We start from the raw sequence: 13,594 nt of genomic DNA on the forward strand, positions 1-13,594 counted from the left end.
TCAGAGGAGGGTTATCTCACGAAAACCAAAGCAGTGGTCTTTAAAGTTTGGCGACTTGATTCCACTGACTGGTCAGACGAGATTTTATCCGCTGCTTCTCGTATTATACGAGAAGCCACACGAAATCCACCAGTTTCGTGTGGCAATTTTTGTTGTTGAAATTCATAAGTTTCTGTAAAGTTAAGTTTGATTAAGAAATATCCTGAATTTTGTAGCAAAGAATAGTAGCAGCGCGAATAACAGTTACCAGTTATTAGTTGGGAGTAGAGTCCAAGATTAGATAACTGATAACTGATGCAACCCCCTCTGAACTTGTAAACCGAGTTATCAGGGGAAAATATCATGACAAACAGAGAACGCCCCAAGAGCGCAGTAGTAGAGCGCATGGGATCGAGTGCAGCTTTCGCATGGCAATTTTGTGCTGTGACGAAGGGAAATTTTCGGAATATCCAGGCTAGTAGTCTGGCAAGTCAACTTTGCATGGTGGTTAGCAGAGGGGCAGAGGGGCTCTTGGGCAGAGGGGAAAGAACTTATATAAGCCTCTCCTCTGCTCAAGAGCTCCCCTGCACAAGCGCCGACCTCCACCCAGCAATTTTGGGTTGGCGAACTGCTAGAGCAAGGGTTTCGCAGCTTGAAAGAGTTCTCTCCAAGGAATTCCGAGGGGAGAACCGATGAATGCAGCGACAACTGAATATCCAAACAATCTCACGGCTGCGGAATACCATGAGTTGTTAGCTGGTAGCGCCATTCATCCGGCGTTGATTAAGCGCAACTTTTTCCATGTAGAGGGAGAATCAGTTTATGATTTCCTGTTCATATCTGATAAAATCCCACGTAAAAATGCGGGTCGGGTAACAGATGGATACATAAAAATGTATCAGCACCTATTACTAGGTGGGACGTGGATTCAGTCACTTGACCCCTTTAAAAACTGGCAACCAATGGAGTGGGGGCGGATTAAGCCGAACTTCCCCCGTATTGATTGGCAAAAAGGCAAGCCAGTTAAGTACGAATCACCCCCCAAAACCCCCAACCGCGTTACCTACTTTGATGTCGCTAACCCCATCTGGGACAAAGTTGCAAAGCGTTATTTAATTAAGCGCTATCATTCGCTTTTAGCATTGCGCTTGCTGGATAAACTCAATCCACTAATATTTTGGGAGTGGGTGAAACAGCATCCAGAGATTCCGATTATCTTATGCGAGGGTGAGAAGAAAGCCGCTTGCTTGCTTAGTTTAGGGTTTGTAGCGATCGCACTCCCTGGAATTTGGAACGGGCGCGTGGGCAAACAGGATTTTGATGAACGATTGCATCCTGACTTAGTACCGATGGCTCAGGTGGGGCGCAAGTTCATTATTTTATTCGACTACGAAACCTCTTCTAAAACCAGATGGTCAGTTTACCAAGCCACTGTTCGCACTGCAAAAGCGATTGAGGCAGTAGGTTGTGAATGTGAAGTTGCACTGTTGCCGGGGCCAGAAAAAGGCGTTGATGATTTTGTAGTTAGTCGAGGTGTTGATGTCAATGCCCTGCTAACTGCAATTATAGATGATGCCAAATCACTAAAAGATTACCAGCGCTCGTATCGGGCTAAGAAATGGGGACTTAGCAAATACAAACCGGATGTCACAGTCAATATTAAATATTTGACCCAAGCACTCTGCATTCCGGATCTGGAGGAAAAATGTTCATCTGTCCCGCCACTTTATGATATCGCAGAAGAAAAATTGTTTACCCCAAGTGTTAGCTCTACAAGCTGTGGGGAGGGAGAAGGAAAACAAGAGTTAATAATTTCTGACTGCCCTGACCACAAACCCAGTACCCAAAATCCCAAAAAGTCTTTCCGTTTTCCAGAAAAAGGACTGGTTGTACTGTGGAGCGACATGGGCACTGGTAAAACTGAACTCATGCGCTGGTGGCGTGACCAAAATCCTAATGCCAGATTTCTCAACAATGGACATCGGGTTAACTTGTTGAAAAATCTTGCCGAACGCTTGCAGACAGCCATGTACTCCGACTTGGGTTACACAGGTTTAGCCCAGGCTCAAGCTCTCTCCATTACTATTGACAGCTTGCATAAGCTGAATACTCAGTCTCTCACCTACGGCTGCATATTTATAGATGAAGCTTGCCAATACCTCACCCACTTACTACACAGTAATACTTGCAAACAGCACCGTGCAGCAATCCTAGAAGTACTGGAATATATAGTATACAACGCGCCACTGGTCGTCATCGCTGATGCACACATGGATGACCTGACTGTGGATTTCTTTCTTGCAATGCGACCAAAAGGTGAAGTACCTTACATCATTAAAAACGAGTGGCGAAACGGTTCACGCACAATTTATTGGTACGAGGGGGATAATTCAAGCGCCCTAGTCGCCCAAATCTCGGCAGCGCTGATGCTTGGAGAAAAAATCATGGTTGTAAGTGACAGTAAGCGTTTCATCAAAAAACTCGACAAATCCTTTACTATCAAGTGCGAAGAATCAAGCTCCGAAAAATCCCAGACACATCAAAAATGGCGCATTTGGTCGGTTCATTCCGATAATTCTGGCAGTGATGAGAATGTCGCTTTCATCAAAGATATCACCAACGCCGTCAAAAACTTTGATGCCTTGTTCACCTCTCCCAGTCTCGGTACTGGTGTCGATATTTCCCAGTATCATTTTGATTTAGTATTTGGTGTCTTTCACGGCGTTTCCCAAACTGCTACTGAGTGCGCCCAACAGCTTTACCGCTATCGCCCGAAAGTCCCGTTTCATATTTGGGTGGCCCCGCGTCCTCCCTTTGGTTACAAGGATACTAATGCTACTAAGATTAAAGAGCGCTTGCTCCAAACCAATGAAATGACAGCTTTTCTGTTGCGGATTGACAGAGAAACGGGTAAGCGGGGCGCAGAGAAAGATTGGGCGCTTGAGGCTTACTGCCAAATTATGGCTAACCGCCACTATTCTCTCAATAATCTGCGTGATGACTTGCGATCGCTCCTCACAGAAATGGGCAATACATTTATATGTGTGGGCAGTGAAGATGATGAGCAATCTCTTGAAAGTCTTAAAGCAGCAGCACAAGCTTTGGATAGTGCCCACAATTCGGCTGTTGCCAGGGCTAACAATATTACTTTGAGCGAGTACCGTGCCCGTCAGAGCAAAGATTACCTTGACCCTAATGAAATTTTTGAATGCGAAAAGTTTCGCATTTCTGATTCTTACGGCATCGAAGTAACCGAATCACTCGTAGAAATGGATAAAGGTGGCCGCTTAATTAGAGCAATAGCTGGACTTGAGGCCATTTTAGCCCCGCCCGAAGAATCGTTTACTGACCCCAAAACCGGGCAAAGTTATCCTACACCACCAACAATTGTCACCCAAAAAGACCGCACCGAGCGCGACAATCTACCTTTGTGCATCGACTGGGGCAATTACTCGGCACGCTGGCTGGCTAGATTTAACCTGGGGCTGCATCAAATTCTCACTTCTTTAATGAAGGGTGATGAAGTTACTGCCGACGATTCCACCTTACTCAAGATGACGGAGATCGCTATACATTGTGCTGCTCACGTGAAAGCAATTCTTGGGTTTACTATTCCCCTAGACTGTAAACCTATTTGGTTGCTGGCCACAATGGTAGAGCAGCTGGGGCTAAAGTTGACCTTCCGTAAGCAGGGTAAACGGGGTCAACAGGTGAAACTTTTCTCTTTATCTAAAGAGGAATTAGAATTTGCAATGCATGTAATTGCTCATCGTGAAACGAAGCGTAATCAAAAAGAAAATCGAACCTATTATGCGACCCAAACCCCTGCTGCGTATAGTGCAAACCCTAATCACCAGCCCGTATCCATCCCCCCCCTTAATGCTATAGGGAACTCCCATTGCCAAGGGGAGGATACTACTGTTTATGTTCCTCCCCAAACTGACCGGATTACTCTACTTCATTGCGTAGAAATACTTCGCTCTGGTATTTCTCGTGGAGTTGAGGCAATTAAAGGCATTCTCAAGCGATGGCACAGTGATTTGCGCTGGGAGACGGTGCTGGAACTTGAAGCGATCGCGGCGAGTGAATTGCGATCGCTTGAGTCGGCAGTACCGGAATTTTACACCTTGCTAAATGAAGAGATGTTGCCTATGGAGGGGGGCTAAACTTTCGTCATAACTAACCGCATCATTGAAGCAATTTCTACTTTTGCTTTCAGCAATTGCGCTGATGCTGCTTTGCTAAATCGATTTTTTGGTAAAATGGGGTCAAGAGCTTTCATGCACTGAATTATCGGTCACTTCGACTAACACGGATTTCCCGAAGTCGTCTGAGGAAACCGGAGCAAGTAGCGCTAAAGATGATACCGCTCCCAATACTTGATCTTCTCTTACCTCCAGGTACTTGTATAGCTCGTCCAAGGTGCGATGCCCAGAGATTTCCTGAATCACTCTTAAGGGAATTCCGGCATTACTCATCGAGGTGAGTGCTGTACGCCGAAAGCTGTGAGAGCTTACGCCTTCAACTCCTACTTTTTTGCAAGCGACTCGCAATATCCACAATGCCGAATCCCGGTGCAGGTGGTTATTGGCTCTTGAGTGGTCAGCATTTCCAGGGAACAGCCAAGGAGAATCATCACGCGGTTTATATGCTTGCAACCTGACTCGCAATTCTTGAATTACCGGGATGGCACGGGTAGCCAGTTTCCCTTTCGTGTTACCTTTGCGAAAGATGATTTTGGCTCTGACTTTTCCTTTGGTATCATAGACATCGCGCTTTAGCAACGTCACTGCTTCGTTCACTCGACACGCTGTGTAAAGCATCACCGCAAACAGCGCTTTGTCTCGTAGCGAGTCTACCCCCTGCGAGAACAGAAGTTGGATTTCCTGCAAAGACAGAATCTTTGCTTGACCATGCCTATCAATTTTCAAGGTTGCTGTCCCATCAACACCCCGCCCTGTTCTTATTATCCCAGTCCACGGGACAGGAATTGCTACGGGGTGGGATTTTCGCAGCTATGCAGATGAGCTTGAGTGGATAGTGAGGGCCTTTGTTGTAAGTGAAAGGGACATTAATTTTAAAAAACTGGATTTACAGAGCTAGACCATCATTTAAATTGCACAGAGCTAAAAAGTGGTAAGGCACTTACCCGCTCATAAAGATACGAAAGTACGATCCAGTCCAGATCCACGCCACACAACGAGCAATTAAGAACAAGGCTGGTATCTTTTTTTGTGGTTCCCCCTAAAAATACACCTCTAAAAGAAAAACCTAAAAATAGGTGAAAAAATAAACCAATAATGACTTTATAGTTAATCAGTAATACAACAGGTCAAAGAGCATACTTCTAACAGTTCACTACAGAAATATTACAGGTGTAGGTTTGGGTTAAAGAAAACGGGCAAAGGTGCTTATTTTAAGAAACTTGTACAAAATTCTTCCCTGCTTCTGTTGCTTTCATGCCAAATCAAGCTTATCGGAATAGCCCGCTTTTTCATCGCTATAACGACATGAAACTATAGAGTCATTTTTAGTTTATTTTTTGAGAGTGGTTTGATTGCTCTATAAAAAATTCTTCAAGAAACGGGTAAAACTTGCTCCCCAAAAACTCAAACTTTTCTCCGATGCGTTTGGACACTAATTATTAAAACTGACAACTAATTCTTTAATGGACACTAGTAGTCTGCCAAGGTAACTTTGCTAAGTAAAACCTCTAATTGGTAAAATAACCAAAAACGGGTGTGGTATGGCCAAAAAGTACATTGTTGACTTGAATGAAGATGAAGTTTCTCAGCTACAGGCAATAATTAAAAAAGGTAAGCACAAAGCAAGAACTATAACCCGTGCAAACATTCTTCTGATGGCAACTGATAGAGAAAGGGATCAAGCGATCGCTAGCATAGTTAGAGCGCATGTTGCAACAGTGCAACGAATACGAGAAAAATTTGTCATTGGTGGGTTAGATTTTGCTTTAAAGGATGAAGTTCATCCACCAAAACCTAAAAAATTAGATGAAAAGCAAGAAGCATTTTTGATTGCAACGGCTTGTTCTAAGCCGCCAGAAGGGAGAGTGCGTTGGACAATGCAATTATTAGCGGATCACTTAGTAAACCTTGGGATAATAGATTCAATTTCCGACGAAACAATACGTCAAACTCTAAAAAAAACGAAATTAAACCGTGGTTAAAAGAACAGTGGTGTATTCCCGAAGTTAACGCAGAGTATGTATTCAGAATGGAGGATGTGTTGGATTTATATAATGAGCCTTATGATCCTAAACGCCCTGTAGTCTGCTTTGATGAACGTCCCTACCAATTAGTAGAAGAAGTAAGACTTCCTTTACCACCAGAGCCGGAGCAGCCTGAACGTTATGATTTCGAGTATAAGCGTAACGGGACAGTCAATTTATTTGCATGTTTTCAACCCTTGGCTGGATGGCGGCATATCGAAGTTACAGAACGTCGAACTAAAGCCGATTTTGCTCTTCAAATGAAAAAGTTAGTAGATATTGATTATCAAGATGCTGATATTATTCGTTTAGTAGTTGATAACCTAAATATTCATACTCCCAGCGCGTTATATGAAGTTTTTCCACCAGAAGAAGCACGTCGAATTATTCAAAAATTAGAGTTTCACTATACTCCTAAACACGCTTCTTGGTTAAATCAAGTAGAAATTGAATTATCTGTTTTATCTCGCCAATGTTTAGAACGGCGTATTCCTAATGCAGAAACATTAACTTCTGAGATTGCTGCTTGGGAGAAACAACGTAATCAACAAAAAGCCAGTGTCTATTGGGGTTTCCAAACCAAAGATGCTCGTCGAAAAATGCAGCGTTTATACCCGGATTTAACTTAGCAAAGTTGGCTTGGTAGACTACTAGGGCTTAAAAGCAGGGGCAACTTTTAGAGACGCTATGCGTAGCAAGATCCCCGTAGGGGTACAGGCTTACTGTACTGGATGCAATTATTGCTTTCTTACTCAGCAATCTAACTAGGTACTCAGCACTGTTTCGATGAGCAAAAATTAGATAAAGCAATCCTGCAAGCGTTTAAGCCTGAGATAATTTTTGATCGCCAATGGTAGCCGTTGGCAGTAGCATCTCTTCATAAAAGGCATTGCTTGAGGAATGCGCTGAGGCATTTGGCGATGATACTATCAAGGTAATTCATCATGATGAATTACACGATTTAATAAGCGTGGGCAGTCCCAGTTTACCTAGATGACACGTGAACATGAGCAATACAGGGCGTACAAAAAAACTAGCATCTTTCAACTGTGACCAAAGGATTTGGGAGCAGTTTATCGCCCGTTGTAAGTCAAAAGGGACGACCGCAACAGCCACGCTGCTCGAATTTATCGAACTTTACTTAGACGATTCTCAAGATCAGCTTGATGTACTAGGTGGTAATAATTTAGACAAACGCTTAGATTCTCAGATTAAGGCAAGTGTTGAGAAGTACTTAGTTACGAGTAACAATAGTAACGCCAGTCCGACCAACGAAACAATAATAGCTATTTGCGAAAGACTTGAGAAGCTGGAGTCAGAATTTTCAAATGAATCTAATAGCAACCAAGCCACAGTAATTGATAATCTCGCCAATTTAGAACAAAAAGTGGAGAAGATGTATGCCCGAATGACACAGTTGGCTGAGGCGATCATTAAAATACAAGACTATCTCAAGAACCAACAAAAGCGGGGCCAAAAATCGTACTACAACAATTCATCCTATTCTGGGCAAAGTCCGCGAATGCAACCGTTAACTGAAGAAGGTTTGGCCAAGAGGCTTGGTGTAAGTGAGGAAACTGTACGCAAGGAGCGAATTAATCTTCCCCACCGCTTTTTGTAGCATGGTGTAAGGGCAAAGATAGATCCGGTATTGGGTGGGAATTTAACGAAAATACGGGATTTTATCATCCGGTAAGTTAGTATTTTTATTCTTTTCAACTTGTAGTGGCGAATGTGCGCTCTGCTGTTGCCAATTTTAGTTTTTTAAAATGTAACTATTTCACAACCTGACAGCAATTCGTCATAAACAGTTAGTTGTTGTGTTTTTAAGTGATTTGGTAGTGAATCATCATCAAAGGTCAAAGTAACAATATAAGTATTTTTGATGCTAAGAGATGATTTGCTGATATCGGTTATTGCCGCGCTCATGCCGCTTCGAGTACCGATTAGATACTTCACCGATTGCCCGATCTTTAACTCTGCTGCCGGAATACCCATAGATGTTAAAAGTGTACTTCAAGAGTAGTCTGGGAAGTTAGTCGGGAATATCCAAATATTTTTTCAAAGTGTAGGGGCAATCTGGAGCTTTGATTCCACTAGCATAAGGCAATCTATAAGAAGCCCAAAGTTGCCACCGCAAGACATCAACTCCAATAGTTGAACTACCGAATTGTACTCGACAGTCTTTATCTGGGTTTTGTATAACATTTTTGATGATGGTATTTATCGCTTCTATCTTGAGATTATTCGGTATGCCCATTAGTAGCTTTGTAAGCCACTGTTTGATTTGTGGTGACTGTAGCCAGTCTTTGATTTGGTCATCAGTGGGAGTTAGGCGATTGGCTAATAGCGTTGGATTTTTGTTATCTTTATTAACTTGACTTTTGGGTTGAAAGAGTTGCTGAAAATTAGTATCTGTGTTGGACATAAAGTTGCTTGGTTAAAAGAGAATATCTCTATTATAGATAAATTGGATAAATCCGATAATAGCTAATATATTTTATCAAGATGTTAAGATAAATAAATATAAGAAGATTATTTATCCTTTGATACAAAATTATAAAGATTTGACTAATTAATTATGTTATAAATATTAAATAAGTTCCTTATGCAAGTATCAAATAAATACTATGCACCCAATAGAGTTTAAGAAGAAGTGGAAGTTAACCTACCCCGAACTTTCACGCATTTTAGGATACGCAGATTTTACTGTTCGGAGTTGGGGTCTAGAAGGAAAAGCGAAACGAAATCCCCATTTTGTTGTCTACCAACTTTGCGCCCTGTTAGATGAAAAATGGATAAATCAAGGTAAAGTTCCAGGACAAAGACATCTGATTTCTGAAATGCTTACTGGGTAAATAACTTACCGAAAATAGCTCACCTTCTTGAAGAAGGCAGATACTTGAAAGGCGAAAGGCTATTGTGTTTTGTGAACAAGAACCACACTAGGCTAATACTCCGAACAGCGCCGTATAATTTTCTCTATTTTTGCAAATGTCAATTACCCGCCACAAAAAAGGCGGGTATTTTTATATGTAGTTAGAAGTTGCAAGAAGTTCTCAGAATCATGGGGATAGGGGGGTTAACCTGGCAAAATGAAGAACTAACAAGACCAGAAGTTGCGGCGATGTTAAAGCCAAAGGTTTCTGCAAGGCAACTGCAAGCATATTTGAACATAGCTCGGAAGTACTTGCCAGAATTCCAGAAATTTACCAACAAAAAAACAGGTGGTCTAAATGGCATGAGCAAGCTATACAAGCATCATATTGCTCCCCTTCAAGAAATTCGCTCACTAGCTAGAGAGCATACTTTAGCTGATATAGAGAATGAGTTTCTTCAAAGAGGAGCGAAAAAGTGATTTTTATATGAAGAAAGGAGCAATTTTCTTGGCATCTAATAATTCTGTGCGAAGAACACAATCTCAAGTTCTTGCTAAGGCCCTCGCGGCGATTGGGCGCAAGTATCAGCATCACATAAACGCTGCCGGTACGGCGACAATCATTGTCATGCAGTCAATGCCCTCTTATGGGTGGGGCTTGTTCGATTCGGCTCAGGTGGCAATGACTTGTATGTTCGGTGGCGCTGGTGGTATTGGTGGCGGTGGTGCGGCAGCGGCAACTACGGCCATTAAAGCACTTCCGGCAGTGATCAATGCAACCATCACAGTGCTTTTGTTTGTATACTTTGTGGCTTCTGGGCTTAAGGTTGCCAACGGCATTGGTGAAGGACAGGAAGTAACGCAGATGGTTCAACAGCCCGTAGGCGTGTTTTTCATAATCCTGGTGCTTTGGATTGCTCAAAGTATCTTATTTAACGGCGTTACAGCCGCTTGTTAGTGATGAGCGAGTACAATAAATCGCCCATGAAACGGGTGAATCAGTCACTTGGTCAAAATGCAACAATCGGCATTTTTACTGGCTTTCAGTTTGCAGTCGCCTTGTTTATGTTTGGCGTGGGCTTCATCATAGCGATTATGTTTGGGGCAGGAATAGTTTGGGGACTGCTGGCTGGTGTTTGGTTGAGTGCTACGGTGATAGTTTTATCTGGGAAGCGTCCTTACTTGTTCTGGTCAAGAGTGTTCCCAAGCGTTCCAACTTTCACTCGTGGCTATATCAGATATTCTTCGCCCCAAAACAAAAAAAGGGCGGGTTCCAAAGGGATGCCTAAGCTATGGTAAAAAGCAGTATTCGTAATCAAAAAATAGTACCCTTTGAAGACTTTTTAGACTTAGCAACTTTAGTAAAACTAAAAAAGGGTAACTATCAAATCGGAGCCTACTTGTTGAGTAAAAAACAAGTAAGCGACACTAACAACACGCTGCAATTAGTATTCGGATATGAATGCACTGGCTTTCACCCACTGTTTAATTCATCAGAGAGACTAGAGGCAATCGCCAAGGCTTTTGAGAATGGCTGTAAAGAGTTCTCCGAGGGTGAGAAATTCACCTTTCGTTGGTCTTCGTTTTGCGACGAAGAGAAAGTGATTGAAAGCTATCGCCAGAGACTAGATAGCCCTGTATCTCTTGAGAGTAAATTTTTGGATTGGGGGCAGGTTGCCCGAATTCAGGAACTGACACGTAACCATCAGCGCAAGGATATCAAGCTCAGTATTTACACGACTTTTACTGTCCGCCCAGGAGGGACGGAAGCAGGTGACGCGGTAGATAGAGCAATAGTTAAGCTGGCGAACTTTTTACAGCGCAAATTCACCCCAACAGGAGCGACCGAACTCACTCTTCAAAACTTAATTCAAGTTCTTGAAAAAGCGATAATTGTCTCTTTACGCCATCAACAAATACTATCTGAGATGGGCTTATTCCCCTCGCCCAAATCAGACAAGCAATTGTGGAGCGACCTAGTTGATAGAATGGGTGCAAAGGCTGTAAAAGTGCCCCATACCTTGGTTTATGATACTGGTGAATTAAGGGAGGAGATTAACGAAGCCGCGCCCAACCCATCGTGGTATAACGACCAATTACACGCGACATCCGTACTTCTGAATAACGGCATACCCTACGCGGATAGGCGCTGGGTATGTTTGCCCCATCAGAGTACTGACAAAAAGAAGTATATCGGCGTAATGACGCTTGCCCAAAAACCAGAGGTGTTTGCTTCAACCCATCAGCAAATACGTTTTTTATGGGACGTATTCTCACGCGAGGTTATTTATGATGTCGAGATAATAACAGAGATTAGCCCAGCCGATCAAAAAATGATTAGGTTGACTCAGCAATTGATTACGAGGCGGTCAATAAATGCCGAGGTTAGTGCTAGCAAAAAGACTATTGATGTAGGAGCGCAAATTAACACAGAGCGTTCTATTGATGCTCAAAAGCAGCTTTATACAGGTGATGTACCGGAAAATGTAGCGGTTACTGTTCTCGTTTACCGCAACTCTCCAGAAGAAATTGACGACGCTTGTCGGTTGATTTCCGGCTACATCAATCAACCTGCTGAGTTGATTAGAGAAATGCAGTATACATGGTCAATATGGCTTGACACTTTGCTGTTGAGACAGCGACCACAACTGACTTTTCCTTTCAACAGACGCGCCACTTTCTTTGCCAGTGAAGTAATTGGTTTAACGCCAGTCGTTCAAACAGCGCATGGCGATAAACAAGGCTTTGAATTAATTGCTGATGAGGGGCAATCCTCGGTTCACATTGACCTATCAAAGCCGAAAAACATGATGGTAATCGGCACTACCGGGAGTGGGAAATCGGTAATAATTGCCTCTATTATTTATCAATGCTTGGCGTTGGGAATGTCAGTACTAATGATTGACTTGCCAAATGATGATGGTTCAGGAACCTTTGGAGACTTCACGCCCTACTTTAATGGGTTTTACTTTGATATTTCTAAGGAATCAAACAATCTTGTACAACCGCTAGACCTATCAAAGATTCCTGAGTCACAGTGGGAGGAAAGGACAAAAGCCCATCGAAATGATATTAATTTAATCGTGCTTCAATTAGTTTTAGGAACGCAAAAGTTTGATGGCTTGCTATCACAAACTATAGAATCTGTAATCCCTTTGGGTACAAAAGCCTTTTATGAAGATGCCGAAATCCAAGAGCGATTTGAATTAGCGCGAAAAGCAGGGATAAACACCCCAGAGTGGGCAAATACCCCGACATTAGCAGATATGGAGAAATTCTTCTCGCTTGCATACATTTATTTAGGCTATCAGGACGACAATGTAGAAAAAGCGTTAAATTACATCCGCTTGCGGTTACAGTACTGGCAAGCTAGTAGTATCGGTAGCGCTATCTGCAAGCCTTCAACCTTCCAGGCAGATAGCCAGTTGATTACCTTTGCACTGACTAATCTGCAATCAGGCAAGGATGCAGAAGTGTTCGGGATGAGTGCATATATCGCCGCGTCCCGGCAGTCGCTATCCTCGCCCAACAGCGTGTTCTTTATGGATGAGGCTAGCGTCTTGCTGGGATTTTCTGCATTATCGCGGCTTGCGGGTCGTAAATGCGCTACGGCTCGAAAGCAAGGCTGTCGAGTGTTTCTGGCGGCGCAGGACGTTATCTCTATCGCCAAATCCTCAGCAGGAGAACAAATATTACAAAATATGCCATTGCGGTTGATTGGGCGTATTGTCCCAGGCGCGGCTAATAGTTTCTCTGAGTTGCTGGGCATCCCTAGAGAAATTATCGATAAAAACGAAAGCTTTGCCCCTAATATTCAGCAGCTATATACGTTGTGGTTGCTCGACTATAACAACAAGTATGTGCGCTGCCGCTATTATCCCTCCTATCCCCTGCTGGCGTTGGTTGCCAATAGCAGAGAAGAACAAGCCACGCGAGATAAGTTTAAGAAAATTCACAGAGACAAGTTCACATGGGTGGCAGAATTTTCTAAATATTATGTCGAGTGCATCAAACAGGGAAAACCATTATGAAGGTTCTATCATCAGTCATTCATACGAAGCTATTGCTGGCAATACTAGCAGGTGTCGTGTCAATAGGAGGCTTTCAAGTATGGCAATACAACCAAGCTCAATACGAAAAGCTTATTAGCGAAGCGAAGAATGGCTGTGGCGTGTACATAGAATTGGGCGAGGATGCCATCAAGCGCTCCCCCAGCCTGAGAGCATTGAAATATCAAAATAAGCGATTGAGTGGATTAGAGCAACCGGGGATTAACTCTGAATCTGCTGACCCAGGTGCTTATGTCATGCTTTTTCGATCCCCTGCTTCCACCCTTCCACCTAATGCTTTACCTTTCGATGATCCTTCTTCACCAGTTTATTAAATAAGGAAGAATCACCTAAAACATTAATGGTTCAAGCTGTTTCCTTTGATTTAGTAAAAAAGCAAGCGAGTGTAAAATCTCTTTGTACCAAAAAACCTTTTGTAGTAGCCCTGGAGGACTTGTA

Annotated in this window: 12 protein-coding genes; 9 read left to right on the top strand and 3 right to left on the bottom strand. The window is 42.9% G+C overall.

The genetic code is table 11. The annotated features are described in order from the left end of the window. Positions 1–671 precede the first annotated feature (671 nt). Entirely contained in the window at positions 672–4,145 is a 3,474-nt protein-coding gene (locus tag GTQ43_RS32470) for a plasmid replication protein, CyRepA1 family (RefSeq protein ID WP_265276848.1), read from the top strand. A gap of 102 nt (positions 4,146–4,247) precedes the next feature. On the opposite strand, the gene GTQ43_RS32475 is transcribed toward GTQ43_RS32470, so the two are convergent. Further along, positions 4,248–4,910: a tyrosine-type recombinase/integrase gene (locus GTQ43_RS32475; protein ID WP_265276849.1), complete on the bottom strand. Its 663-nt coding sequence runs from the start codon at positions 4,908–4,910 to the stop codon at positions 4,248–4,250. Positions 4,911–5,725: 815 nt separating this feature from the next. Here GTQ43_RS32475 and GTQ43_RS32480 point away from each other — a divergent pair. Together GTQ43_RS32480 and GTQ43_RS32485 are read left to right on the top strand one after the other, a co-directional pair. After that, a protein-coding gene (locus GTQ43_RS32480) for an IS630 family transposase (protein ID WP_414859163.1) occupies positions 5,726–6,837 on the top strand; the annotation gives its coding sequence in 2 pieces (ribosomal slippage) (positions 5,726–6,146 and positions 6,146–6,837; 1,113 coding nt in all). Between the two features lie 377 nt (positions 6,838–7,214). Further along, positions 7,215–7,829: a hypothetical protein gene (locus tag GTQ43_RS32485; RefSeq protein ID WP_265276850.1), complete on the top strand. Its 615-nt coding sequence runs from the start codon at positions 7,215–7,217 to the stop codon at positions 7,827–7,829. Positions 7,830–7,972: 143 nt separating this feature from the next. Here GTQ43_RS32485 and GTQ43_RS32490 read toward each other — a convergent pair whose 3' ends face one another. Beyond that, positions 7,973–8,206 (bottom strand): hypothetical protein, encoded by a 234-nt coding sequence (locus GTQ43_RS32490; protein WP_265276851.1) that lies wholly within the window; start codon positions 8,204–8,206, stop codon positions 7,973–7,975. Positions 8,207–8,243: 37 nt separating this feature from the next. Further along, positions 8,244–8,636, bottom strand: a complete 393-nt coding sequence (locus GTQ43_RS32495) for a hypothetical protein (RefSeq protein ID WP_265276853.1) — start codon at positions 8,634–8,636, stop codon at positions 8,244–8,246. 202 nt (positions 8,637–8,838) lie between these two features. On the opposite strand from GTQ43_RS32495, the gene GTQ43_RS32500 reads away from it, so the two are divergent. The 6 genes from GTQ43_RS32500 to GTQ43_RS32525 all read left to right on the top strand — a co-directional run bounded on the left by GTQ43_RS32500 (position 8,839) and on the right by GTQ43_RS32525 (position 13,470). Next, positions 8,839–9,066, top strand: coding sequence for a hypothetical protein (locus GTQ43_RS32500; protein WP_104899588.1), 228 nt, complete (start codon positions 8,839–8,841; stop codon positions 9,064–9,066). 209 nt (positions 9,067–9,275) lie between these two features. Then, on the top strand, positions 9,276–9,566 hold the full coding sequence (locus GTQ43_RS32505; protein WP_265276854.1) for a hypothetical protein: 291 nt from the start codon (positions 9,276–9,278) through the stop codon (positions 9,564–9,566). A gap of 157 nt (positions 9,567–9,723) precedes the next feature. Beyond that, positions 9,724–10,044 (top strand): hypothetical protein, encoded by a 321-nt coding sequence (locus GTQ43_RS32510; RefSeq protein WP_265276855.1) that lies wholly within the window; start codon positions 9,724–9,726, stop codon positions 10,042–10,044. Positions 10,045–10,046: 2 nt separating this feature from the next. Continuing rightward, positions 10,047–10,385, top strand: a complete 339-nt coding sequence (locus tag GTQ43_RS32515; protein ID WP_265276857.1) for a hypothetical protein — start codon at positions 10,047–10,049, stop codon at positions 10,383–10,385. Continuing rightward, entirely contained in the window at positions 10,379–13,117 is a 2,739-nt protein-coding gene (locus tag GTQ43_RS32520; protein WP_265276858.1) for an AAA family ATPase, read from the top strand. The genes GTQ43_RS32515 and GTQ43_RS32520 overlap by 7 nt, the downstream gene beginning before the upstream one ends. After that, positions 13,114–13,470, top strand: coding sequence for a hypothetical protein (locus GTQ43_RS32525; RefSeq protein ID WP_265276859.1), 357 nt, complete (start codon positions 13,114–13,116; stop codon positions 13,468–13,470). Before GTQ43_RS32520 ends, GTQ43_RS32525 begins: the two co-directional genes overlap by 4 nt. Positions 13,471–13,594 lie beyond the last annotated feature (124 nt).

This window comes from Nostoc sp. KVJ3 (assembly GCF_026127265.1).
GTDB lineage: Bacteria > Cyanobacteriota > Cyanobacteriia > Cyanobacteriales > Nostocaceae > Nostoc.